Origin of the sequence: Calothrix sp. NIES-2100, assembly GCF_963875285.1 — a bacterium.
GTDB lineage: Bacteria > Cyanobacteriota > Cyanobacteriia > Cyanobacteriales > Nostocaceae > Aulosira.
In genome coordinates, this window is record NZ_CAWNLA010000001.1 from 5,681,879 (window position 1) to 5,707,645 (window position 25,767).

Below are 25,767 nucleotides of genomic sequence, written 5' to 3' on the forward strand. Positions count from 1 at the left end.
ATTTGTCATTGGTAAGGTTTTTAGGTGTGGTTACTGGATGTCGATATGATTATTTCACCCAAGGCAGCAAAGTGAATGTACCTCTTTCATACATGATCAACAAACCCAAGCCAATCAAGACAAAAGGGACAATATGATGACCGTAGCGATTTAAAACAGCAGCAATGGCAGGGTGAAGGCTCAAGTAATAAGCGATCGCACACCAAACGCCTACCATTACCAAAAATACCATTAAAATTACTCCCAAGCTGGCGAGGTTATGACCAGCAAATAAGGGTATATATATACTAATATTGTCGCCACCATTAGCAATTGTGACTGCTGCTACTTTATAGGTTTGGGGATGCAGAATAGTCCAAATAAACGAAAGTATAAAATTACTGGGTGATGTTTGGGTAAAATTATCAGATACTGTCTGTACTTCTGTAGATTCTTGTTGCCCAGATATTAATTGTTTCAGACCAATTGCAATTGGTAGTATCCCCAATAATCCAATCCATTCTCGTCGTACTACCAAGCCACCAAAAAAGCCTGGTAAGCTAGCCAGAATAATCGCTAAAAAACCAAGGTACTGACCAATTATGATATGTCGCCGTCGAAAGTTAGTATCTATTTGGGTAAAAAATAACAGTAGGATCAGTATGTCATCAATATTTGTAGCGGCGAAAGCGATGATTCCTTCCGTAAAAGCTGCCCCAAACTGAGTCATGGTGGATGGTGAGAATGTACAATTTACCACCATACCAAATTAACACTGTACTCAGGACTTTAGTCCTGAGTAGCAATTTCATTTTTCTGAATATATGAATGAGTTAATTACTGCAATTAGCACAGGAATAGCCGCATTCAGTGCGACTAACATTGATGATATTGTGATTTTGTTACTATTTTTTGCGCAAATTAATACTACATTCCGCCCTTGGCACATAGTTGCAGGTCAATATTTAGGTTTCACTGTATTGTTAATACTCAGCCTTCCCGGATTTTTTGGTGGGTTAGTTGTACCCCAACGTTGGATTGGATTACTTGGTTTAATTCCTCTGACCATTGGGCTGAATAGTCTAGTAAATTGGCAAGCCAATGCATCAGAGGAATTAGTACTAGAAATAGAACAAGTTGAAAACTCAACTATTGCTAGTTTGATTTCTCCTAATATTTATACTGTGGCATCGCTGACAGTTGCTAATGGTAGCGATAACATTAGTGTGTATGTACCTTTGTTTGCTAACAATAATTTAGAAAATTTTATTGTGATTATTGTTGTATTTTTTCTCCTTTTAGGAATATGGTGTTATGCAACATACCAATTAACCCATCAGAAAACCATAGCTAATTTCTTAACTCGATACAGCAACAATATTGTGCCTTTCGTCCTGATGGGTTTAGGTGCTTTTATTGTGTTGAAGAGCGAAGCTTTAAGCATAGTAAAGCTTGCTGTTACTTGTCTTTGTTTGACAATTCTGTTAAAAAATGATGACAATGCCCAGGAAATGGAAAAAAATTAGGCATTAAACCTTACTTAACCATTCGCTTTCTTCTGGATCTCTAAACAATGAGGTACTGAGGTAGCGTTCGCCAAAGCTGGGTTGTACCATGACGATGAGGCGACCTTCATTTTCTGGTCGTTGTGCGACTACAAGTGCAGCATATAAAGCTGCGCCAGCAGAAATACCTGAAAGTAATCCTTCTTCTTTTGCTAAACGACGGCTGTAAGATATAGCCTGTTCATCTGTAACTTCAATGACTTCATCGACTAAATCAGGACGGTAAATTGCTGGAACAAATCCGGGGCCTATCCCTTGAATTTTATGGGGGCCTGGTTTACCACCTGCTAATACAGGAGAATTGGTTGGTTCAACTGCGATCGCTTGAAAACTCGGTTTACGTTGTTTAATAACTTCTGACACACCTGTAATTGTCCCGCCAGTACCCACTCCCGCTATGAGGATATCTACTTGTCCATCTGTATCCGCCCAAATTTCTTCAGCGGTAGTTAAAGCATGAATTTGCGGATTCGCGGGGTTGCGGAACTGCTGCAACATATAGGCGTTGGGCGTTTTAGCAACAATTTGCTCCGCCCGTGCGATCGCCCCCCGCATTCCTTCTACTCCTGGTGTTAACTCTAATTGTGCGCCAAAGGCTTTCAACATTGCCCGCCGTTCTTGGCTCATCGTGTCAGGCATCGCTAGAATAAGATGGTAGCCCTTGGCGGCTGCGACCATTGCTAGAGCAATACCTGTATTACCGGAGGTTGGCTCTACTAAAACGGTTTTTCCTGGCTCTATCCAACCTGCTTGTTCTGCGGCTTCCACCATGCTGACACCAATTCTGTCTTTCACAGAAGAAGCTGGGTTCATGCTTTCTAGCTTCACCACAATTTGAGCAACTGCGCCCGCAGCTTGGGGAATCTTATTTAATTGAACTAAAGGCGTCCGTCCGACTAACTTTGTGATGTCTTTCGCTATCCGCATCAGGGGTACTCCTGCGTAACTAAATGTAATACATTGGACTCTGTTGTAAACGAGCCTCTCTTTGTTGGCATAAGTCTTGGAGTGTATAGCTTTTTAACACCTCTATCGAGGCGGTATTAGCTTGCTCCCAAACTTCTTGAACTAGACTCTTTTCCAGGGTGGGAGATGCTGAGTTGTCTTTGTCTTTGCGTTCACCTTCCACCACAGTCACAATCTCCAATAAGGTAATTTGCCACGGTTCACGCACTAACACAAAACCTCCTTTAGAGCCGCGTTGACTCTGCACCACACCAGCACGCCGCAGATTGGTCAAAATTTGTTCCAAATAGCGCTCCGGTATGGGTTGTTTAGCAGTAATCTCGCTCATTGTTAGAGGGACTTTTTTGCTGTGGTTGCTGGCTAACTCTAAAAGTGCTAGCAGTGCGTATTCAACTTTGGATGACAGATCCAAAAGAGCGTAAGTTTGGCTATTCAAGTCTGTACTCACTATACTACGTGGTGTCGATTGGTTTATCGTATTTTATGCAGCTAAATTTTGATGAGTAGAAGCCTTGCGGCTGGTATTTAGACATCAAACCCTAACTTTGGCTGCTAAATAAACATAAAAGCTATCGACTTACCGTAGATTATCTTATAAAATTCTGATAAATAGTTTGAATCTTTTGTAGAAATTTCAGAGCCTCGCCCATCAACGACGTTTTCACCCAACTGATGTATGTTACTAACTGACTTGCGAACAATTTATGAGCGCGACCCAGCAGCTCGTAACTGGCTAGAGGTATTGTTTTGTTATCCTGGGCTGCAAGCCTTGCTCTTTCATCGACTAGCGCACAGGCTGCATAAAACGGGGATTCCCTTTCTACCGAGATTTATTTCCCATCTGAGTCGGTTTTTCACTGGGATTGAAATTCACCCAGGCGCAGTGATTGGTAAGGGAGTATTTATCGATCACGGTATGGGAGTAGTAATTGGCGAGACGGCGATCGTCGGTGACTATGCCTTAATTTATCAAGGCGTTACCCTTGGTGGTACTGGTAAAGAAACTGGGAAACGCCATCCGACAATAGGTAGCCATGTAGTAGTGGGAGCCGGTGCCAAGGTTTTGGGAAATATTCAAATTGGCGATCGCGTCCGTGTCGGAGCCGGTTCGGTAGTATTGCGAGATGTACCCAGCGATACTACTGTTGTGGGTATTCCCGGAAGGATAACTCGTCAGAACAACGTAAATAGCGATGTTTTAGGTCATGGTAAAGTCCGGGACGTAGAAGCGGAAGCAATTCGGGCTTTATTTGAACGAGTTAAAGCTTTAGAGAAACAGCTAGAACAGTTACATACTGAGTCCAATGTGTCACCAATTCAGATAGATGATGAAGTAATTGAAAGTAGTAATTTTGATAGCGATCGCGTAATTGAAGACTTTCTCGATGGCGCAGGAATCTAACTCAGTTAGTCAACAGTCAACAGTCAACCGTCAACAGTCAACCGTCAACAGTCAACAATCCCCATTTCATCCTGCTGTTCTACATTTCTCTCTGTGTTAGATATTGTGGAACAGAGCAGGAATATAGGAATGTTGCTAAAAATTTCTCTGGAATCTCCATTATTTATTTTCTTAATAGTTGTTAGTTTTTTATTGGTAACTTTTACTGCTTGGTTATCCCAACGTCCTTTAGAGTTAAGACCCTTTGGATTTGATAATCTTATGCAGTTACTTACGTTACCATTTTTTATTTCACTATTATTGGAGCGTTCCTTAGAAGTTTTTATTACTACTTGGCGAGGCCCAACCACCGAACAGTTAGAAGTTAGTATTCAACAACAAACTGCTCTGATTGCTGAAAGACGAAAAATTATAGCAGATCAACAACAAAATCAGATACCTTATTTGTCAGCCAATCCGATCATAGTTAATCCATCAGCAGGAACTACTCTAGAACAGCAACTTATCCAAGATTTTAATCAAACTCCTGTAGACTCATTTCAGCAAATACAACCGTATATTGATGAACTAAATAATACAATTAATAATTTAAATACCCTAGAACGTGAGCGTTTAGCTTATAAGTCTAATACAAGAATCATAGCTTTATGGACATCTCTTTTATGCGGTTTATTAATTAGTGCCATTGGTATTCGCTCGATTGAACCGCTAATTATACTTGATGCCAATAATCCAATTCAAATAATTATTTTTCGCTGTTTAGATGCATTGTTAACAGGTGGTTTAATTGCAGGCGGTAGTGAGGGAATACATAAGTTCACTCAAGTTTTTACTGATTTTTTAGAAGCTAGTTCCAGACAAGCTAAAGATAGGAGATTATCGTGATCCAGCAAAGTAATATAATCGGGGAATCTCCAAATGTAAGTTTTTTCAAATTCTGCCCAAAGTCAAAACGCCTGAAGCCATATCTGCAAATAATCGCATTGTTTTTAACCATTGACTACCAAGTAAAACTTCTGTAATTTCTTCACCAGCATAGACAGGAATTTCAAACTCCTGTTGATCTAAGCGGATTTTTCCTAAATAAATTCTAAAAATTGTTATCCCCTGTGCTGTTCGTAATTGTCGTTCGCGTAAAAAGTTCCAACCTAGCCCTTCTAGATCCTGGGAATTAACTGCAAGTAATTCTGTAAATCCAGTATCCAGCATGGCAGTTACTGGTAGTTCTAATCCGTCAGCGGCAATCAACTCACTTTCAAAAAAAAGCTCACCATCACTGCCAAAATGTCCTTCAATCATATTCTCCCTGTTACCCCTGTTTCGTTGATCACAAAAATAAAAGGGATAGCATTTGGATGTTTTTGAATGCACATGTGGGTAACTATTTCTTCATCTTTATCAATAAAATAATCTCCACTATCTGCTTCTACTGCTATAAACCAGTTATAGTGAGTTTTTAGCAACTCTGGCTGGACGCGATCAAAAATTATTTTGCACCGTTGGTAATGTGCTTCTAGTGTACTTTGCCATTGAATTTTCTGTTCTTGGGTCCATTTGATTTCCGGAAATAATCTTCCTCGACGCACTATATGATTCGGCTTAGTTTCAGTCATGGTTTGTCTTTCCTATCAACTCAAAAATAGTCGGTGAAAATTAACGATTTTTGGTAAATAGACAATTTTGTAGGGGTAAAGCAATGAAAACTGCTGTAAGTATCATGCAAAACTTGACAAACATCGTCTTAGCTTAAGTAAAGAGGCGCAAAAAAACTGTAGACGCGGAGCGGCTTCTCGGAGAGTAGTATGTAACTAAAAGTAAAGTTTCCTCAAAATCTCTTCCCTTCTGACATCTGCTCACTGAGCGTTAACGTAGCGTCTTGTAGAAAAGTCGAAGTGTGCCCTCTGCCTTTTCATAACGACAATTTTTAACGCCGACTTACTTAAGTATATCCTTATCTCAACACCTCTTTTTGCTGTTCATAACGCAGTTTAAACTGTCGTTGCCGTTTATTATGATCCACAATTGGGTCGGGATAGCCAACAGCGCGACGTTCCAAAGGTGTGATTTTACCAGTTACTAAATATTCGGTATCTAGAGAACGCAATTCTGGTAACCATTGGCGGATATATTCGGCATCTGCATCGAATTTTTGTGCTTGGCTAGCTGGGTTAAAAATTCGCAATGGTTTGGGGTCCATTCCACTAGAAGCACTCCATTGCCAACCACCGTTATTGGCAGATAAATCACCATCAATTAGCTTTTGCATAAAATATTTTTCTCCCAATTGAGGACTTATTAATAAGTCTTTAGTGAGGAAACTGGCAACAATCATTCGACAACGGTTATGCATCCAGCCGCTTTCATTCATTTGCCGCATGGCTGCATCAACAATGGGGTAGCCTGTTCTACCTTCGCACCATGCTTGAAAATGTTCGTCGTTGTTATCCCAAGGGAAGTTTTTGAAAGTGTTGCGGTAAGCGCCTTGGGCTAATTCTGGGAAGTGATACATTGCATGTTGATAAAATTCTCGCCATGCTAGTTCTTGTTGCCATGTGCGGATATTGGCTTCGGTTTCTTCGCTGCGGCTATTTTCTAGTGCTTCTAGGGTAGCTTGCCAAACTGTGCGAATACCAATAGCACCAAATTTTAAAGCTGCACTTAGTTGGGATGTGCCATCAACTGCGGGAAAGTTGCGTTGTTCTTGATATTCATTGATAGCAGTTGCAGTAAATCCCTCTAGCCGTTCTTGCGCTGCGGCTTCTCCTGGGGGAAGAATTAAGTCTCCATCCCAAATAAATCCTAAATCTTTGGCGCTTGGTAGCGATATTGCGCCTGTTTGCTGGGCAATTTCTTGTTCATCGGGCGTTAAACCTTCGACATCGTGGAGAGTTTCTACTGGTTTCGCTTTGAGTTTACTACTCCAATTCTTCCAGAAGGGGGTGTAAACAGTGTAAGCAGTATTGCCACCTGTAAAAATTTCTGCTGGTGTATGCAGGATTTGATCCCAGTTGTGGTCTAAAAATGCAATGCTTTTTTCTTGAAGTGCATCAATTATAGTGCGATCGCGTTCTTGAGAGTAAGGTTCTACATCCCAGTTCCAAAATACAGCTTTGGCATTCAACGCCGCTGCTAAAGCGGGAATTGCTTGTACAGGATTATCTCGCAGGATTAACAGTTGGCTACCTACTTGAGCATATCGCTGTTGTAATGCTTGTAAACAGCCAATCATATAAGTTACTCTCACAGGTGCAACATCATCCCGTTCGAGAATATTCGGATCGAGGCAAAATACTCCCACTATTTTAGGACTTTGTTGGCGGGCGATCGCTAGTCCTGTATTATCAGCAATTCGTAAATCCCGACGATGCCAAAATAAAATTAAATCAGACATTCTCTACTCACAATAGTTCACCCGTACTAGCTTAAGTGCTAATGTACCCCTAAGCATCACTCTAGCGATAAATTTCTGGGCAATTGGGGAAAAGGGTAAGGGAACTCCAAAAAATTATGCCGTTAAAGTCGTACGGGCGGGTTTACAGATATCTTCGCTCTTTTAACCCGAATCTCGGTGAACCCGCCCCTACTGTTGACTGTTAACTGTGAACCGTCAACCGTCAACCGTCTGTAGGGGCGGGTTCTGTGAGATATTCACACTCCTAACAGATATGTCGGTTAAACCCGCCCGTACAACAATAGCAATGGAATATTTTTTTACTTGGAATTTGTCAAAATGCCTTACAGATGCGGCATTGATGTCCACTGTGTCAACTAAAGTGCGTCTAAATCAGAGATTTTTTCATCAAGATTGAGATTTTTCCGGAACGAGTCCAAAGCAATCTGTATACCCTTATATACAGAACCATTTATACCGAAACTGGGGCACACAACTATGAAGCCCCCATATAAAACTACTCCCTCAAAACCGCTCTCAAGTAAACTTGAGGCGGTTTTTGCTTTTATGGCAAGTTCCGTGTCAAACAGTGATTTTATGGATCAGATTGTCAGTGTAATAATTTTTTTTGAAATAAGTCATTACGCGGTTGAAAAATATAGATGATTATGTGATTGCCATGCGTAATTCTTAATTTGTTATGCGTAGTTATATGGGAATCTTTATCCTTTATTTGATATAAATATTTCTGCGCTATTTCTGAGCTATTTATTTACAGGAAATTAAAAGATTATGCGAAAAATACGGTTATTCATCGCCGCTAGCCTTGACGAATATATTGCCAGGAAATCAGGAGATGTTGATTGGCTATTTACAGATCAAGATTACGGTTACACCCAATACTTTTCGGTTAAGAGGAAAAAGGGGAATGGGAAGGGGGAAGGGGAAAACTTTTACCATTTAACCTTTCCCCTTTACCTCCTACAAAGCTTTACATATTTCGGTTTAATCCCAAATCCGATTACCGTTTTCGTCAACTCTTGCTTGTCGAATTACATCAGAAATTTCTTCAGCGTCTTTAACATGGTGGAGTGCTTTCTTTTCCCCATTGGGTTCATCGACAACGAAGTAAGTGGGGACTGTAATGTGATCGCCAGTAATGTCTGGTGAATCAACCGCTACTTGCTGAGCTTTCTCTTCAACTGACTGGGGTTCGTCAGCAATTCTATCTCCCGGATTGGCTGTTAAGTTGCGTTCTTTGACGTTTGGCTCGTCTTTACTATGCCAATCCTTACTTACTGGTTGATTAATTTGCTCTTTAGGTTCGTTAGTCATAGCTATTGTGGGAATTTAAACTTTGCATTTACTAACCTCAATTTAGTGAATAAAAGTCCTAAAAAGCTCTTTCTCTAGAGAGAGTTTCTCACTATCAATAAATAGGTGGATGTCTGAGGTTATATATTGGATCAAGTTGTGAACAAAAACTTCTGGCTTGAGAAATATGTGTACTAATTAAGGAGAAACAATCCCCAATCTTTTTTATTGTGCTTCACGGATGATTGTAAATGAAGCAAGCCGCACAAGCATTTTCGGTGGTGGTGCATACTCAATCGGATATATCTGTGAGGGTTTCGAGCATATGCAAAAATTCGGCTTGTGCTTGAGCAAAAAAGAAACCGGGATTACAAACAAAGCTTTGCACAACCCGGTTTTTACATCATTTATTCGATTGTGCAAAGCTTTAATTAGCTTCCATTTCCTTGGCGGCGCTGTCGGCTTTTTGGGCTAATTCCTGGTTTCCTTCTTTTTGAAACAGTATGGATGCTTTGCGTAAGTCAGCGATCGCGGCCGGTTTGTCTTTTAAGGCATAATTGGTAAAACCCCGAAAATAATGGGCATAGGGAATATCGGGCGTAATTTGGAGTGCTGCGTCAAAATCTGTCTTAGCAGCTTGAAATTGTTCTAACAACATCTTGGCAGCACCGCGCCCTACATAGGCAGAAACATTTTTGGGTTCAAGCTTCAGGGCTTGGTTAAAGTCTTCGATAGCCCCTGAATAGTCTTTTGATTGGAAGCGTTCAATCCCCCGTTTCAGGAAATTTGCCGCTTTACTGTTATTTTCCGGCGGTGAGTTGGGAACTTGTGCTGTGATTTGTGCTGACTGTGTTTGTTGGCTATTGAATAAACTTTTGGCTTCAGCTTGGGAAGCGATCGCTAATGTTCCTAATGACAAGATTGCAACTGCTAATTTCAACCCTTTCATGGTTGCATCTCCTAAATTACTATATTCCAGCGCAGCAAGTTGATTTGCTCGCTCATAAGTATATATTTATGAAGGGGTAAGAAGTTATGCAAAAATCTCAGTTACACCCGCAGAAGTAGTCCTGGCGCTACAAGTACAAAGCCTGCTTCCGGAGGCTGCAATCCTGACAGTCTAAGGTAACAGGTTGAGTTTATCTAGCCGCACCCTTATCAGGTGTCGGCTTTTGGCGAAGGTATTGTGAGGTTAATTTTTAATTAATAATTCGTAATTATTTGCTGTAGGCGCTGTACATAATTGTTTGCTGATATTTTGGCGAATCAGCTTCAACTCATCAGAGGGTTCTGGTACAGAGTAAACTTGTTGTAAGACATCTGACCACAGCTGGCGCTCGGCTAAATACTTGGCTTTTGCTAAGGCGATCGCTTCTTTGTTTGCACCTTTGGTTTGCAATTGGGTTTCGAGAGTTTGCAATTCTCTGGTGATGCGATCGCTCTGTTGCGCTTCCATCAATTGAAATGACATAAACATAACTGGATTCTCACCACGATACATTGTCCACTCATAGGTTTTACCTGGTTGCAGTTTTTCGCCGCTATAAGTTGTACTCTGCTTGGCCTCTACCGCTTGACTCCACAAATTATCTGTATCGCTACCACGGGTACGCACACCGATTGTTTGGATTTCACCTTGCCAAATAAATAAAGGGCGATCGCTCCAAATTTGTGTTACTTCCCCCTGTACACCGGGCGAAATCGGGCAAAAATTACCGCGTGCAGCTGTACGCTTGCGTCTTCGCTGAAATAAGTTATTGATATTCAACACATCTTGCCAAGAAGTTGTTTGTACAGTTTCACCACTGAATGCTGTTTCTGGCGAAATTACCAAAGCGGGAAAAATTACTATGCTGCCGACACTGAGTAATAGTAGACAAGACTTAATCACGGAAACGCCCTTAGTGCTATTTTTAAATTTGTTAATCTCAAAATCTTTTCTAATGGCAGAATTTTGTAATACTTTACGTGTATTTTCTATTAATACATGTATTAAATTATTTTTAGGTATCAAGATTTTTCCTCCTCGATTTAGGTAAAATATCAATCCCAAAAGTGACTGAAGGTCAACTGAAGGCGCTCAGTATGTAGACGCGGAGCGGCTTGCCGCAGGCTAGTATGAAATTACCCTTTACCAAACAAGCAGGTAATATAACTTGCTCATACTATCGCCTCGTGTGTTGACGTTTAATTAGCGGTAAGTGTGTCCATTTTTGCAAAAATGCTGCTAGTTTCTGGTTAATGGTTATTGGTAATTAGTCATTGGTGAGAAAATTCTCAACCTCGTCCATTTTGAAACCTGGAGTAGTGCGGGACTCAAAGCCCGCTACGAAGAGCTCTTAGCAAGATGCTCCCACTACTTTTAAAACTATGGTTCTCAAAATATAGAATTCATATTTGATTTCTATAGATGTGGTTTAGCTGTGGACTATGGACTCTTGACTATTGACTCTTGACTATGGTCTCTTAACTCTTGCCTAACACGCGCAGCAAGTAAACAAGGTTAGGATACTTAAGGAATTGCTACTCGTGTAATGGGAATTTCCTTATGAGCCAACTGGAAAAAGTTCAAGCTGAGTACGAAAAGTTTACTCAACAATTTGAAAGTGTAATCATTAGCACAGTTAACGCCGAGGGAATACCTAATGCTAGTTATGCTCCTTTTGTGATGGATAGTTCCCAAAATATTTATATTTACGTCAGCGGTCTTTCGACCCACACCAAAAATATTTATACCAATCCTCATGTTTGTGTTTTATTTATCGAAGATGAGGCTCAGGCTAATCAAATTTTTGCTCGTCGCCGTTTAAGTTTTGATTGTCAAGCAAATTTAATTGAACGCGACACTGACCAATGGAATCAAATTGTTGCACATTTTCAACAGCGTTTTGGGGAAATTATTGAGATGTTGCGTAGCTTAAATGACTTTCGGATTTTCCAGTTAACTCCCAGCGAAGGTCGTTTTGTCGTCGGTTTTGGGGCAGCTTATCATATCCGTGGTGATAACCTCCAGCAACTTGTTCAAATTACCGCCAAAGATGAAAGATAAAATTGTCATTTTTCATTTGTGCAACCGGGGATTGTCTGAGTTCCCCGGCTTGTAAATGCGTAGCAGTTTCAAGTGTATTTACGTTTCGTAAGATAGTTTAGTGTAATTACCGACTTGCTTACTTCATACTTCACACTTTATACTTCATACTTAATTTTATGCTTCAGTTCCAACCTCCTGGCTTTGGGCACAAAGTTATTCATACCTCATTGGGGGCAATGGTTTACTATACCCAAACGACTGCACCCTGGTCGATTGCTGACACTGAAGAGTTACCCCCTTTACTGTTTCTGCACAACTTTGGTGGCGGCGCATCAGCATACGAATGGTCTAAAGTATATCCGGCATTTGCTCCCAGTTACCGCATATTAGCCCCAGACTTAATTGGTTGGGGAGAATCTGCTCATCCAGTGTGGGATTATCAAATTAGAGATTATCTGAGTGCGATCGCTGAATTTATCCGTAAAACTTGTCGTCATCCTGTAACAGTTGTCGCTTCGTCCTTAACAGCGGCTTTCACTATTCGCTTGGCTATTACCCAACCAGATTTATTCGCAGGTTTATTTTTAGTCTGTCCCTCTGGTTTTGATGACTTTGGACAAGGCGCAGGACGAAGATTACCATTGCCACTGATTAATACACCATTGTTGGATAATTTAATTTATGCCATAGGTGCAGAAAATGAATTTGCTGTGGGTAACTTTCTCCAAAGTTTTCTGTTTGCTAAATCAGAACGAGTTTCAAAAGAAATGGTGCAAGCTTATTTAACCTCTGCACAACAGCCTAATGCGAAGTTTGCAGGCTTGGCATTTTTGCGGGGCAACCTTTATTTTGATTTAAGTTTATATATTCAGCAACTCAAAACTCCCACGGTGTTTTTCTGGGGAGAGAAGGCACAATTTACCAGCATTAAATTGGGAAGAAGGTTAGCCAATTTAAATCCTGGAGCAATTCAACAATTTTATGCGATCGCCGACACAGGAATATTACCTCATCTCGAAATGCCAGAAATAGTAATTGGGCTGTTACAACGGCATTTGAATTGACGCACTCCCTGGGCTAAAAGCCACAGGGATTCTCAAAGGATGTTACGAGGCAGGCTCTGTTGCCGTGCCTCTCCACCCTTCTTCCTGTTTCTAGGACTCTTAACTAGACTGTTACCAGTCCCCGTCAGACCGTCTCCACAGGCAATTTGATCCACGCTGCGTCCCAGCGCGTTGACCCCTCTGTTACGGATCACTTGTGCGGCGGCTACATCTCTGTGTGTTGTGTAGCCACACTCAGGACAAGAATGTACCCTATCCTTTAATTCTTTTTTTCCAGTGTGAGTATCGCATTGAGGGCAAACTTGGGATGTGTAATCTTTGTCCACTTTGGCGAAGTACACCCCTCGCTTCCAGCACACCCATTGAAGGATTGAGACAAACTGCCCAAATCCAGCGTCACGAGTATGTTTGCAAAACATCCCTTTTGCCCACACACGGAAATCAATATCCTCAACAAAAATCATTCCTGCGTCATCACAAAGTTTATGCGCTAACTTAAAGTGCCAATCTTTGCGAGTATCATCCATGCGTTGATGTAGTCTTGCAATCTTCCGATTTAATTTGTGACGATTGTTAGAACCTTTGTGTTTTTTCTTCAGCCTACGTTGTAGCAATTTCAGCTTACGGTGTAGCATCTGAAGAAATCTAGGACGTTCAATCAGTTCACCATCGGAGGTGGCCGCAAATTTATCTAAACCTAAATCAATCCCCCTTGGATTACCAAAAGCAACGGGACTAGGAACATCAACATTACATTCCAGGGTAAACATCAAGAAATATCCAGAAGCTTTGCGAACAACACGAACTTGTTTGACCACAAAACCATCGGGTATTTCCCGTGACTTTACATACTCTACCCACCCAATTTGAGGCAACTTAATTTGATTGCTTTTTAATATTTGACCTTCGCCAAGTTGAGGGTAAACATAAGAACGCATTCTGTATCGATTCTTGAAACGGGGAAAACCCATCCCTTTACGTTTCATGTCGATGAATGCAGTTTCCAGTTTTCTCAATACTTGTTGTAGCACTTGGGCGTTAACAGTTTTGAGCTTCGGATATTGCTTTTTGGCTTGGGTCAAAGACTTGGCTTGGGTGTTGTAGTTTGGGTATGGCGCATCTGCTGGAATAATGTACTCAGAAGTGATTGAACAAGCATTAATGGGAGACTTACGGGAGTTGAGCCAATCCTTGCGTTCCCGTAAAGCAAAGTTCCACACTTGGCGACAAACATCAAGTGTGTCTTCAATTAATTTGATTTGCTCGTTTGTAGGATTGGCTTTGTATTCGTAAGTTAGGGTTAACACTGTATCACCTGCTACAAAATTATATCATGCTTTGTAGGGGTGCGACAACAATAGGAAACACCGGGTTAAAACCCGTCGAGTCGGTTTTCATCCCCTCGATAAATCGCAGGCGTTCTCAACCTCCCGCACTGTTTTGATAGGGCATTGGGCATTGGGCATTGGGCATTTTGTATTTATCTCCCTTGTCCCCCTTGTCCCCCTCTGCCCCTCTGCCCCTAACCCTTCAGTGCTTCAATTTCCAACTCTGTCAAACCTGTAATACTAGCTACCTGTTCCGCTGACATTCCTGATAGCAGTAAATTTCTTGCTGTTCGCTGTAACTGCAATTCTGCCCTTTCAGCCCGTTGGCGTTCTTTTTCTGCCCGTTGGCGTTCTTTTTGTGCTTCTTGGCGTGCTTTTTCTTCTGCTGTTGGTAGCAATTCTCCCGCCAAAGTCGCCCAACGCAACCAAGTTGTATTCGCACCTTTGTAAGTACCTTGCCAACGTTGCAAGGCTAAACCTAATACTTGACTTACTAATTGATTTTCCGTATTCGGTACGATTGGTTGGTAAACGCCGCTACTAAGAGAAAAACCAGCCAAATCATCAGGGTTTAACGGATCGTACCAGAAATATTCCGGGACACGCAGCTGATTTTGATAAATCAGCTTTTTCTCTGTTTTATCTGTGGTGATGGTAGCTGGAGACAGCAATTCAATCACGATATCAGGGGCTTTACCTTCTTCCCAAACAACCCAACTGCGACGTTGTCCTTTAGGAACTCCCAAGACAACAAAAAAATCTGGGCCTCGGAAATCTTGGTTTTTTAGCTGTGCCAAGCTGAAGTAGACAGACATATTCCCGCCTGCGTATCCATCTGACGATGGTTGTAGCCAAGTTTCTATGACATCAATTAATAATTCCATCTGTACTATATGCCTTTGGCTTTCCATCGGCATTCCGTCATTATATGGTAGTTCCGCTTGGGTAGGTGGAATTGTTATATTTATTACACTTAGAGTTTCTGACATCGCTTTTAGATTCACGGTAGCTATTGTGTTTATTTTTATCTAAATTGAACTGTAGCCGAGTTTATCATCGGCGCGCTTGTCGTTATCAATATTAAGCTGGATGCAGCGAAGGATCTTTAAATGTGGCGTTCCCCAAAGGAGTTGTCGGAGACATCGTTTTTCTTGAGTGGCAATTATAAATGATGCGATAACTTCGTTAAGCTCCGCTAACGCACTTTGATTAAAATACACACTGCGTTCATTGGTGTCAACTTAAGTGCAAACGCTTATCTTACAGGCATTTTACCCCACCGGGTCTATGGGTTTGCCCTAGGGCGCGATCGCTTTGAAATATTACAGACAGTAAATAGCAAGCATCTATCGATTTTTAGGCACATAAAGCATTTGAGAATACTTAGAGTACTCCAAGTAAAAAAATGCCCAGTTGTCATTGCGAGCGAAGCGTTCACGAAGTGTTTCCGAACGCTTCGCTTGCAATGAAGGGTTTTGGATCATTTATTTTGTGGAACACTCTTACTTAAAATCTTCTGCCATTAGCTAGATATGCTACTTAACTTTTGCAGGATTGCTGTCAATTTAATGAAGTTTTCAGTTATCAAAACAGTATGCCTTTAGCACCACTTGATAAAAATTAATCTTCGCCTTTAGATAGACGAGTCATAAATTTAATAGCGATACCTTTAAAAGGAAATAAAAACAGCAATCAAAACACTTCTAACAAAATTACAAATAAATTTAGATGTTGGGAGTGGCACTATTTTCAATCAAATTCAGCTAATTAATTAACGGCTGACAGTCTTTGCTTTTCCAAATCAGGAGAGAAAAATGAACAGAAAACATAATTTAGCTTACAAAGTTGCTAGCCTCGTGGGAGTTGCCGGTAGCATTGCTTTACTAAGCTTACCCGCATCGGCGCTATCAAATTCTAAATCTAATACCACAACAATTGCTGAAGGGCTGAAAACTGGCAGATTATTCGCTCAATCTAATACCGACAGTACTAGCGGACAAGATATTAATAATCCTGGAAGTACTAGCGGACAAGATATTAATAATCCTGAAAGCTCTAGCGGACAAGATATGAACAATCTTGGGGGTTCTCGCGGACAAAATATCAATAATACCGGAACTCCCGGCGGACAAAATATCGATAATACCGGAACTCCCGGTGGGCAAAATATCGATAATACCGGAACTCCCGGCGGACAAAATATCGATAATACCGGAACTCCCGGCGGACAAAATATCGATAATACCGGAACTCCCGGCGGACAAAATACTAATCCCACTGGCTCCCAGGATAATACAGGTGTTAACAACACAACAAACGGAAGTGATTCCAGTGGCGGTGTGCGGGCGCTGTGGTAAATTTTCCGCTGTTAGAGGATGTTTGAAAAGTCCTGTCGTTGGTAGCAAAAAGTTTTAGATCCTCCTAAATCCCCTTTAAAAAGGGGGACTTTAAGAAGTTTTCCCCCCTTTTTAAGGGGGGCTAGGGGGGATCGATTAAGTAAGTCGGCGGGAAGAAACCAAACTATGTTGCGCAATGTAAACATGCTTGAAACCCTTACCAATGACCAATGACAAATGACAAATGACAGACCTCGCCAGTTGTCTTTAATTGCGCCGACCTACTTAGTGCTAAGATACAGCCCACAACTTTTCAAACAACCTCTTAGTGAATACTAAAACAGTGAGGTAGAGATTATCGTAAGGGCACGGCAATGCCGTGCCCCTACCCGTGTAATTCATTTATCTGTAATAGGCTGTAAATAACGCTTAGGAAAATATTAATTGATAACTATGTCGATGAAAACGGGTTTTCTCGCTCTTTTAATATATATTTTAGGATTATATTTTACTCCAAAAATGTCTTTAGCTGCCGAGCCAGAGCTAACCTCTAAACTTCGAGAATATTCAATTATTCAAAGAGCCATAAATCGTAATAATTCATTAACTCAACCTACTCATTTAGTAATCAGCGTTAGCCGCCGACAAGTAAGTGTCTACCAAGGAAAAACACGAATTAAAAGTTATCCCATCGCAGTAGGTCGCCAAGGCTGGGAAACTCCAACTGGCAATTTTCAAGTAAGACAAATGTTGAAAGATCCTACTTGGATACACCCGTTTACAGGTAAATCTATCCCCGGAGGAGACCCGGAAAATCCTCTCGGTCATTACTGGATTGGATTTTGGACAAACGGAAAAAACTGGGTGGGATTTCACGGTACTCCCAATCCTGAATCAGTTGGTCAAGCAGCCTCACACGGTTGTATTCGCATGTATAACCAGGATGTTCAGCAATTATTCCAACAGGTGCGTGTTGGAACTCCTGTGACGGTAGTCAGATAAGAAGACTAAATCAATTTTTACCTGCTGTGTTGCGATCGCCTTCCTTGAGTTGCAATTATAAATCATGCCATGCGATGCGATCGCACTTTAAAAATCCCACTAGGCACTGCCCTAAGCGATGCTACAAATACTACCTTGACAACCCACTCAAAATAATTCCATCCTTAGCGCGCATATATAGCACTGGTGTTGCAAAATCAGGTTTATTTAAGCCGACTTCCATCGAAATCGCGTTGCGGGTGGTTTGCATCGCTGCGTCTACAGGCCAGCCCAGGGCGAGAGTGCGGTAAAATTCATCAGCAAACAGCTTGGCGGTGGTGTCGAGGACTTCATATTGCATAGCAACTACTGCGGGAATTCCCCGACGCACTAGGTTAGGTGCTATACCTGCAAATGCTTGGTTATCAGACACAACCGCACCTTGACAGGAATTTAGCACGGCTAACCCTAAGCTGCTGTTGCCTAAGAAGAAATTGCCGAAACCCTCATCATCTAATAATTTATATTTGCCATCAGTATCTACCAGGGCAATATAGCCCTTATTGTTCTCAAATTTACCGTGACCGATAAAGTGAAAAACATTGTAAGGCTTTTCGCGCAGCTTTTGATTGATGTTGCGGATGGTTGCGTCTGGTAGCACATCTAACTCAATTTTGCCTGCATCTATGTGTTTTTGCAGTGCATCACGGATCAGGTTTTCTTCCCCAGCCACATCTAATTTAGCTAAGTTACTTGGACTGGAGATGACTAGCAGGACTTTCAGCGGTAGACTAGCGGCTTTGATGTCGCGCTTTTGCAGGGGAACGTCAACATAACGCGAGAGTACAGTTTGGGTGTTATTTCCTAAGAAAGTGTTAGTAGCCTCATCATAGAGAAATTCCCAAGGTAGGGCGGCTAATTCGGGGGAATCAAACACTAGACGTAAACGTACCTCGTAATTATTAGCCTGTGCGCCTGCGATTGTCGCTTGTAATCGTCCGTGAATCTTTGTCGGGAAAAGCGCTTGGTAGAGTTGGCTTCCTAGCCTTTTAAGCAACTTGGCGTTTGTTTTTCGAGACTCAATTAGTTCCAACGCCAATTCAATATCGTTCATCTCCAAGCGCAACTCGCCCCGTTCGTCGCCTTGTTCTGAGGAAGCGCGAATTTTGCGGTCTGATGTAACTAATATTTGGAAATCGTGGTAATTAATGTTAGGTTGATTTTTGTTTGAGGGTTCTTGCACAGATGGTTTATTTGTCGCCTGTGCTAGTTCCTTCTGCGAGTGTGCAGTGTGAGGTTTAAGTTCTTTTTCTGAGCCAGGATGTTGAGAAATGGTATCCTGATTTAAACGGTATTCAATCCCATTGATTAATTCTTCAAACTCCGATTGCTGATGAATATCGGGAGTCAGAGTATTCATATCTTTGAGAAGATTGGTAAGTCCAGCAATCGTGTTGCGAATATCAGTGTACTGATCAATTTCTTCACGAATTCCCTGTAAATTAGCTGCTCCAACTTCTTTCATTGCGTTATCTAACGCTTGAATTTCATTTTCCCAATGCTTGATATATTTAATTCTTTCAGTACCTTTATAAATTTGGGCATCGGCTAATACTATAGGAAAAATGCGGTCATAAAATTCTCCATTTTTCGCAACTTGCACTAATTCAAACATGCAGTTGGGAGATTTCAAATATTTATCACTAATCACAGCAATAACGCATTTACCGCGTCCAATCCTTTCCATGAAGGCTTGAATCAGTCCCTTGTAGCCAAGGTTGCGTTTATCGCGGATGATTTTGATGCCTTTTGCCTGCAATGTTTGATCAAGATGGTTCACAAACTCCTCACTCTCTCCACCCCAGGCATAGGAAATAAAGATTTCTTTGTCAACTTCCGTTTGTAAAGAACGATTCATTCTGCGTTTTTCCTCTGGATTAGTTAATAATTCTTTTCTCTGGTTGTCAAGTTCCCGTTGTAACTGATCAACTTGGACATTGGGTTTGCTATTTGCTTCAAGAGGTTGTAAATTAACATCATCAATCAGGCTGCGGACATCGACCATTTGATAGCTGTTCTCGCACTGAATTTGATATCGCCCAGCTTTCAAGCGCTTATATAAATTTTCCAATGGGTAGGAATAAGGTGTTGTGCTTCCTTCGCAGCTTTGGCAGTTACAGGGAACAAGGGTGTTATACTGCAAACGCTCAAAAGACTTGTGGATTTTTTCAAGTTCGTGGGTGACGACTGCTAGCAATTCTTTCTTGCGGTTTCCTGTTACACGTATTTTGATTTCTTTTAAATTATAATTTTCAATGACTTCAGCACGAGTTTGGTCTTTGTTTAGAACAACACCGCTTCGCCAAACGAGTTTTTGTTGTTCAATCCAAGGGTGTGTTTCTACAATGAAGCGAGTGATGATACCCTTAGGCATGAATTCGTATTTGTAGCGCAAAATGAGATTATTAGATTTCTCCCAAGTGTAATCTGGTTGGTTGATATCGAGTAGTTGCGGTGCAATATAATTGCTGGGATTATTAGGAATTGGGTAGCAAAGTTTGAACCGCATCATCAGTTGCAACAGTTCATCTCGCATATCCGCATATTCATCGTCTTTCCAGATATCTTTGAGATTATCCTGGGTAAAACATCCTAGATTTTTCACGACGTTTTCATTATCTAACACTTTGTAAACAGCAGTAGTTCCCCATTCTGGTTTGAGGATGACATAGTTTTTAAGCGTAGAATCGTCTTGAAAGTGTAGGCAAACGCCGAGGTCGTGCAGATAGCCACTCAGCACCAGCATATCTTTACGGTCAGTTAGTTTATGATCTCGGCAAAGCTTCTCGTATTCGTGCGATTCAATGTAGTTGCGAGAGTCATTTTCTAACGCAGAACGGACTTTTACCCAGAGTTTTGGCAGAGGTGTACCAACATGCTTAAGTTTGCTGATGTAGTCTTGAATAGCTTGTTTAATTTCTGGTAAACCGCGATTGGTAGCTAAGTTAGTTGCGAGAACTTTCTCTAGATTAGTAAATTCTCCCCGCAATTCGCGCTCATTAACTTCGCATTGACGGTCTTGTTTTTCATTTTTAATAATCAGAACTGGGCTATTGTCACTTAAGAGTTCAACGACCTTAAGCCACCAGTAAAAGTCAGTGTTTTCTTTGCGAGTATCAGCAACTAAAGCATAGACAGAACGTTTGGTGAGGAAAAACTGATGGGTTTGATGGTAGATTTCTTGACCGCCAAAGTCCCAGATGTTAACGCGAAAATCTTTGCCATTAGGCTGTCTAAAGTCCCACCGGAATACCTCAATGCCTTCGGTTGATTTTTCATCAGGCTGGAGTTCGTAAGTTTCGTTTTGAATTTTATTAGCTAAAGAGGTTTTACCTGCTCCTCCTTCACCAACAATCAAGAATTTTGCTTCGTAAAGATCTTCACTTTCTTGTTCAAGTTGTTGCTTATAAAAGTTAAGAATTGCTCTTAATCCATTTCTTCGGATTTCTGGCGGAAGTGTGATTAATTCGTTGCCTTCGAGGTCGAGGGTTTGCAAGTTGACCAGTTGTCCAATTTCCCCAGGCAGACTGCTGAGTTGATTACCCCAGAGGTTAAGCAATCGCAAGTTGACCAGTTGTCCAATTTCCCCAGGCAGACTGCTGAGTTGATTAAAGCTGAGGTCAAGCGCTTGCAAGTTGACCAGTTGGCCAATTTCCCCAGGCAGAGTGCTGAGTTGATTTTTGCCCAGGTAGAGGATTTGCAAGTTGACCAGTTGTCCAATTTCCTCAGGCAGAGTGCTGAGTTGATTACTCCCCAGGTAGAGGGTTTGCAAGTTGACCAGTTGTCCAATTTCCCCAGGCAGAGTGCTGAGTTGATTATCGCTCAGGTCGAGGGTTTGCAAGTTGACCAGTTGGACAAATTCCCCAGGCAGAGTGCTGAGTTGATTACTCCCCAAGTCGAGGGTTTGCAAGTTGACCAGTTGGCCAAATTCCTCAGGCAGAGTGCTGAGTTGATTACTCCCCAAGTCGAGGGTTTGCAAGTTGACCAGTTGGACAAATTCCCTAGGCAGACTGCTGAGTTCATTTCTGCCCAGGTCGAGGGTTTGCAAGTTGACCAGTTGGACAAATTCTCCAGGCAGACTGCTGAGTTCATTTCTGTCCAGGTCGAGGGTTTGCAAGTTGACCAGTTGGACAAATTCTCCAGGCAGACTCCTGAGTTGATTATTGTAGAGGTTGAGGGATTGCAAGTTAACCAGTTGTCCAAATTCCCCAGGCAGACTCCTAAGTCGATTATTGTAGAGGTTGAGAGATTGCAAGTTGACCAATTGCCCCAATTCTCCAGGCAGACTCCTGAGTCGATTACCCCAGAGGTTAAGCGATCGCAAGTTGACCAGTTGTCCAATCTCAGGTGGTAAAGCTGTTAACCTGTTACCAGAGAGGTCAAGTTCTGTCACACCCTTTATTGCTGCTTGTTCAATTACCTGTAGCAGTTCTTGCTCGGTCATTAGCGAAATCGCTGAACTATTAGCCAAATACTAGCAAAATATTCTCAATTACGGCAATTAATCTGTAAATCATGGCACAGCATCTCCTCGTAGGGGCACGGCAGCAGTAAGATTATTGTATGTACCAGAAGATTGATGATGCCGTGCCCCTACCTACTGGCGATCACACTTTGAGCAGCATAACTTCCTTAAGCTGAGCTAGCGCAGTTTCTCTAATTTTACGCAACTGTGCTGTGCGATCGCCCTAAGTCAGGTTAACCTAGGGAAACTCATAATTGAATACCTCAACACGACTCTGAAGTACTCCAACACGACTCTGAAGTACTCCAACACGACTCTGAAGTACTCCAACACGACTCTGAAGTACTCCAACACGACTCTGAAGTACCTCAACACGACTCTGAAGTACTCCAACACGACTCTGAAGTACTCCAACACGACTCTGAAGTACTCCAACACGACTCTGAAGTACCTCAACACGACTCTGAAGTAAGTAGGTCAACCTTAAAAAAGGTAAAATAGATTCTCAGCGATTACTTCGCTACACTACGTTCCGCTCGTAATGACATTTGACGTTTAATTAGGTTGAGCTACTTATCTGTTTGAGCTAAAATCAATTGCTTCTTGTCACCAGACATTGCCTCTCTGAAAATACTGGCTTTTTAAAGTAGCATTTTTAAAATTTTAAAAATTAATTTCAGTATAAACAACTAAAAACAATGTCATTTTGCTTTTAATTTTTCCGAATTCTTTCTCAGAGAAGTTGATTGTGGCATTGGCTAGAGTATACGCAGTAATTCTCTGATTTCCTTCAGGAGGGTATATGGCAAGACTAAAACGCAATTCACCTACTCTCGAAAAAGCTCTACGGCGAATTGCCGGAATGCGATGGATTAACCCGACACTAGACTTTGGTAAGGGATTAAATGTGACAGAATACGACAGCCGTATTCAAAGTTTGCAAAACGAGCTATCAAGCTACAATAATTTAATCTCTACCCTAGATGAAAAGGCAATTCGTATCTCTCAAATTGAAGAAGAATTAAACCGCTATTCAGAAAAGATGTTAATGAGTGTGGCAACTAATTATGGCAGAGATAGTTTGGAATATATGCAGGCTGGAGGTAAGCCACGCAAGAGTTCATCACCCCGTTCTCAGAACTCTCAACCTGCATCAGAGAATACAGTTACAGCTTTGAATGATGCAAACAACAATGGTAAGGAAAGCTCTGTTGTTTTAGGAAACTCCAAAAAATAAATTATTCTGTTAAAGTCGTTGACTGTTGACTGTTAACTGTTAACCGTCAACGGTCAACGGTCAACAGTTAACAATTAATTATGTTGACTTACTTAGCGAATCTCTTCCAAATCTACCCACTCGTCATAGGTTGAATCGTAATCGAGGTAATGCACATAATATTGCTGACCTTGGATTTTCTGAATTTTTGCGGAATACCAATCATCGTTGTCTTCATCCCAAACTTTGACTTTTTGATTGATTGCAAATCCATTATTATCGGCTGCGCCATGTTCGCGAATGCGAATTTCATCTTCGCCTACCCATTCGTTGTATGATGAACCATAGCCCAGGTAATTCACAAAGAATTGGTCATTTTCGACTTTCTCGATTGTGGCTTGATACCAATCTTCTTCGTCTTCATCCCAGACTTCTATGGTTTTGCTGACTGCATACTCACTAGTACCAGACTTTGCAGCCGATGCGGTATCTTGGGGAAGCTGTGGCGACTGTTGTTGAAGTTCGGCTTTAACTAAAGAGTGCGATCGCAAAATCAAGGCACGCGCTACTGTTTGAATTCCTGTATGTTCGTAGTAATTGGTGGTTTGATCCAAGAATGCGGCGACGAAATCTAAGTTATCATCAGCCATCTGGATGAAATTACCTAAATGATTAAAAATTGATTGGGGTGTCACGCCTGTCTTAGCTACTAAGTTATTCATCCACCCTTGCACAGAGTTAAAAGCTTGAGTAATAAACCCAAATTTCTCACCAGGGTTATTACCAGGTAAAAAATTGTTAACTGCTAAGAAGACAGGATTTTGAGCTACTATGCTGGCATCAGCACCACTAATTATGTTGTGAATCTTGCTGAGGAAATCAGGCCCTAAAGGTAAAAGTCCATCTAGACAAACTAAAGCAATCATCCGGGTTAAGGATGCACCTTGATAATTTTCATTCAAAGTATTAGCAAATGCTTGGGGATTCGGACTAGGAATACCATTGAGTTTGGAGAAAGCGATGACTTCGACAGCAATTTTTAAAACTAAATCTATAGTTTGAGTTGTATCTGCTTTGGGAGTGATATTACTTAAAAAAGAGAGAAAGCCGATTTTTTCACCTATTTTATTAGCTAAAGCCGCAGTAGCCATAGCTGTGTCGGCTTTATCGATAGTTTGATAAAGTTTGATAGCTGTTTGGTAGCCGTTTTGGGGGTCGTTATAGAGAGAGACAGCGCGATCGCTAATTTTCTGAATAACTTTAGCATCAGTTTCACCAGTAATTATACGGATACTCTGATCAAACCCAAGCAAGTTGTTCCACTCACCTGGAGCCACATAATCGAGAGCCTTCAAGACCTTGACAGTAATATTGTCAGATGGTAAACCGTCAACCAATTGAACAATTGACTTATCCATAAATCAATCCTCTGATCCCAAAAAGTATAGTCATGAATTATACTCAATATTTTGGAGATGTGCAGTGATACATTTGTTGGGGCGGGGTGTCCTGTCTATGACGACAATCCAGAACACGCAATCATGAAAAACTCGACCCACGGATCGGAGTTTTTTATACTTCAATCAGAAACGCCTTAGAAAGGATAGCGTTATAGAAGTTGCGAGCAGAATGTTATGAAACTTTCAAGTAAAAATCTGGAAACCCGACAAGATACTATCTATGACGCGATCGTCGTAGGCGGTGGAATGGGTGGGCTATCAGCAGCGATTTATTTAGCCCGATATAATTTGAAGTGTCTGGTGGTAGAAAAAGGAAAAGGTCGTTCCTTCTGGATGCAAGATTTACGTAACTATGTCGGCTTTGATCCCGATACGCCTGGGCGCAATATTATTCAGCACGCAACCCAACAAGCTATCAGTTGGGGCGCTGATGTGCTGCGAGGCTTTGTAGAAGAAGTGACGGATGAAGGTGAAACCTTTGCCGTACATATCAAAGTTGGTAAATCCGATACCACAGGCGTAACGTTTCGTAGTAAATATGTCATTGCGGCATCCGGAGTCATTGATGTTCTGCCAGAACTCAACAATATGAAAAATGTCTTTGATTATGCCGGATATACACTGCATGTCTGCATGATTTGTGATGGGTTCGATATGTGGGATCAAAAAGCCGTCTTGCTTGTGAAAACAGAAGCACAAATTAACGCGGCTTTTGTATTAAACTGGTTTACACCCTACATTTCTGTCTTGACCAATGGGTTACAAGTCAGCGATGCCATGAAACAGAAATTGGCAGAACATGGCTATCCTCTCTATGAACAAGCGATCGCGGAATTTTTAGGTAAAAATCATCAACTAAGCGGCGTGAGATTAGCCGATGGCACCATCGTTAAAGCCACTACAGGCTTAGTTAATATGGGTTCGATTTACCACAACAAATATCTGAAAAGTATTGCCGGATTAGAATATGATGGGGAAAATTTGGTGACGAATAATATGTGCCAAACCAGCCATCCTCGGATTTTTGCCTTGGGAGATCTCAAACAGGGGCTAAATCAAGTCTCCATCGCTGTGGCTGATGGGACACTGGCAGCAACACAAATTTGGCGCAATATTCGCCGTGAAAGTGCCCCACGAAAATGGCAGGAAAATATCACTGAGGCATCAAAGGATTCTCAAGCCAAGGATGTAGAGTTGAAAACCTGAGAA

22 protein-coding genes are annotated in these 25,767 nt (G+C 41.5%); 9 read left to right on the forward strand and 13 right to left on the reverse strand.

The annotated features are described in order from the left end of the window. Nucleotides 1–49: 49 nt before the first annotated feature. Nucleotides 50–709 (reverse strand): cadmium resistance transporter, encoded by a 660-nt coding sequence (locus tag AACU32_RS23120; protein ID WP_096603552.1) that lies wholly within the window; start codon nucleotides 707–709, stop codon nucleotides 50–52. Nucleotides 710–803: 94 nt separating this feature from the next. On the opposite strand from AACU32_RS23120, the gene AACU32_RS23125 reads away from it, so the two are divergent. Further along, nucleotides 804–1,505 (forward strand): cadmium resistance transporter, encoded by a 702-nt coding sequence (locus AACU32_RS23125; RefSeq protein ID WP_096603553.1) that lies wholly within the window; start codon nucleotides 804–806, stop codon nucleotides 1,503–1,505. Between the two features lie 3 nt (nucleotides 1,506–1,508). Here the strand turns inward: AACU32_RS23125 and cysK are convergent, their stop codons facing one another. Both cysK and AACU32_RS23135 read right to left on the reverse strand, forming a co-directional pair. Beyond that, on the reverse strand, nucleotides 1,509–2,471 hold the full coding sequence (cysK, locus tag AACU32_RS23130; RefSeq protein ID WP_096603555.1) for a cysteine synthase A: 963 nt from the start codon (nucleotides 2,469–2,471) through the stop codon (nucleotides 1,509–1,511). 19 nt (nucleotides 2,472–2,490) lie between these two features. After that, on the reverse strand, nucleotides 2,491–2,958 hold the full coding sequence (locus AACU32_RS23135) for an RrF2 family transcriptional regulator (RefSeq protein ID WP_339378196.1): 468 nt from the start codon (nucleotides 2,956–2,958) through the stop codon (nucleotides 2,491–2,493). A 228-nt stretch (nucleotides 2,959–3,186) separates the two neighbouring features. Here AACU32_RS23135 and cysE point away from each other — a divergent pair, with 228 nt between their 5' ends. After that, entirely contained in the window at nucleotides 3,187–3,912 is a 726-nt protein-coding gene (gene cysE / locus AACU32_RS23140) for a serine O-acetyltransferase (protein ID WP_096603558.1), read from the forward strand. Between the two features lie 129 nt (nucleotides 3,913–4,041). Next, a complete protein-coding gene (locus AACU32_RS23145; protein ID WP_096603559.1) occupies nucleotides 4,042–4,797 on the forward strand; it encodes a hypothetical protein in 756 nt (251 codons plus the stop codon). 45 nt (nucleotides 4,798–4,842) lie between these two features. Here the strand turns inward: AACU32_RS23145 and AACU32_RS23150 are convergent, their stop codons facing one another. The 6 genes from AACU32_RS23150 to AACU32_RS23175 form a co-directional block, all read right to left on the reverse strand. Continuing rightward, nucleotides 4,843–5,211 carry an aspartyl protease gene (locus AACU32_RS23150; protein ID WP_096603561.1) on the reverse strand — a complete coding sequence of 123 codons (369 nt, stop codon included), beginning with the start codon at nucleotides 5,209–5,211 and terminating at the stop codon, nucleotides 4,843–4,845. After that, the gene (locus AACU32_RS23155) at nucleotides 5,208–5,525 is read right to left on the reverse strand and encodes a hypothetical protein (RefSeq protein WP_096603562.1); all 318 of its coding nucleotides are present in this window, start codon (nucleotides 5,523–5,525) and stop codon (nucleotides 5,208–5,210) included. The genes AACU32_RS23150 and AACU32_RS23155 overlap by 4 nt, the downstream gene beginning before the upstream one ends. 338 nt (nucleotides 5,526–5,863) lie before the next feature. Continuing rightward, complete coding sequence (locus AACU32_RS23160) at nucleotides 5,864–7,303, reverse strand: deoxyribodipyrimidine photo-lyase, 8-HDF type (RefSeq protein WP_096603564.1); 1,440 nt, start codon at nucleotides 7,301–7,303, stop codon at nucleotides 5,864–5,866. 1,005 nt (nucleotides 7,304–8,308) lie between these two features. After that, the gene (locus tag AACU32_RS23165; RefSeq protein WP_096603565.1) at nucleotides 8,309–8,638 is read right to left on the reverse strand and encodes a hypothetical protein; all 330 of its coding nucleotides are present in this window, start codon (nucleotides 8,636–8,638) and stop codon (nucleotides 8,309–8,311) included. A 406-nt stretch (nucleotides 8,639–9,044) separates the two neighbouring features. Further along, nucleotides 9,045–9,566: a tetratricopeptide repeat protein gene (locus AACU32_RS23170; protein WP_096603567.1), complete on the reverse strand. Its 522-nt coding sequence runs from the start codon at nucleotides 9,564–9,566 to the stop codon at nucleotides 9,045–9,047. A 243-nt stretch (nucleotides 9,567–9,809) separates the two neighbouring features. Next, complete coding sequence (locus AACU32_RS23175; protein ID WP_096603568.1) at nucleotides 9,810–10,631, reverse strand: hypothetical protein; 822 nt, start codon at nucleotides 10,629–10,631, stop codon at nucleotides 9,810–9,812. Between the two features lie 534 nt (nucleotides 10,632–11,165). Here AACU32_RS23175 and AACU32_RS23180 point away from each other — a divergent pair. Then, nucleotides 11,166–11,666, forward strand: coding sequence for a HugZ family pyridoxamine 5'-phosphate oxidase (locus AACU32_RS23180; RefSeq protein WP_096603570.1), 501 nt, complete (start codon nucleotides 11,166–11,168; stop codon nucleotides 11,664–11,666). Nucleotides 11,667–11,824: 158 nt separating this feature from the next. Continuing rightward, nucleotides 11,825–12,712: an alpha/beta fold hydrolase gene (locus AACU32_RS23185; RefSeq protein ID WP_096603571.1), complete on the forward strand. Its 888-nt coding sequence runs from the start codon at nucleotides 11,825–11,827 to the stop codon at nucleotides 12,710–12,712. Nucleotides 12,713–12,744: 32 nt separating this feature from the next. Here the strand turns inward: AACU32_RS23185 and AACU32_RS23190 are convergent, their stop codons facing one another. Both AACU32_RS23190 and AACU32_RS23195 read right to left on the reverse strand, forming a co-directional pair. Continuing rightward, the gene (locus AACU32_RS23190) at nucleotides 12,745–14,019 is read right to left on the reverse strand and encodes an RNA-guided endonuclease InsQ/TnpB family protein (RefSeq protein WP_096603573.1); all 1,275 of its coding nucleotides are present in this window, start codon (nucleotides 14,017–14,019) and stop codon (nucleotides 12,745–12,747) included. A 215-nt stretch (nucleotides 14,020–14,234) separates the two neighbouring features. Further along, complete coding sequence (locus AACU32_RS23195) at nucleotides 14,235–15,029, reverse strand: Uma2 family endonuclease (protein WP_096603574.1); 795 nt, start codon at nucleotides 15,027–15,029, stop codon at nucleotides 14,235–14,237. A gap of 825 nt (nucleotides 15,030–15,854) precedes the next feature. Between AACU32_RS23195 and AACU32_RS23200 the strand changes: the two genes are divergently transcribed. Further along, entirely contained in the window at nucleotides 15,855–16,397 is a 543-nt protein-coding gene (locus AACU32_RS23200) for a hypothetical protein (RefSeq protein WP_096603576.1), read from the forward strand. Nucleotides 16,398–16,829: 432 nt separating this feature from the next. Further along, on the forward strand, nucleotides 16,830–17,378 hold the full coding sequence (locus AACU32_RS23205; protein WP_096603577.1) for a L,D-transpeptidase: 549 nt from the start codon (nucleotides 16,830–16,832) through the stop codon (nucleotides 17,376–17,378). Between the two features lie 130 nt (nucleotides 17,379–17,508). Here AACU32_RS23205 and AACU32_RS23210 read toward each other — a convergent pair whose 3' ends face one another. Then, nucleotides 17,509–21,861 (reverse strand): leucine-rich repeat domain-containing protein, encoded by a 4,353-nt coding sequence (locus AACU32_RS23210; RefSeq protein ID WP_339378197.1) that lies wholly within the window; start codon nucleotides 21,859–21,861, stop codon nucleotides 17,509–17,511. Nucleotides 21,862–22,684: 823 nt separating this feature from the next. On the opposite strand from AACU32_RS23210, the gene AACU32_RS23215 reads away from it, so the two are divergent. Then, entirely contained in the window at nucleotides 22,685–23,119 is a 435-nt protein-coding gene (locus tag AACU32_RS23215) for a hypothetical protein (protein ID WP_096603580.1), read from the forward strand. A 92-nt stretch (nucleotides 23,120–23,211) separates the two neighbouring features. Here AACU32_RS23215 and AACU32_RS23220 read toward each other — a convergent pair whose 3' ends face one another. Further along, nucleotides 23,212–24,516, reverse strand: coding sequence for an agenet domain-containing protein (locus AACU32_RS23220; protein ID WP_096603582.1), 1,305 nt, complete (start codon nucleotides 24,514–24,516; stop codon nucleotides 23,212–23,214). 216 nt (nucleotides 24,517–24,732) lie between these two features. On the opposite strand from AACU32_RS23220, the gene AACU32_RS23225 reads away from it, so the two are divergent. Beyond that, a complete protein-coding gene (locus AACU32_RS23225; RefSeq protein ID WP_096603583.1) occupies nucleotides 24,733–25,764 on the forward strand; it encodes an NAD(P)/FAD-dependent oxidoreductase in 1,032 nt (343 codons plus the stop codon). Nucleotides 25,765–25,767 lie beyond the last annotated feature (3 nt).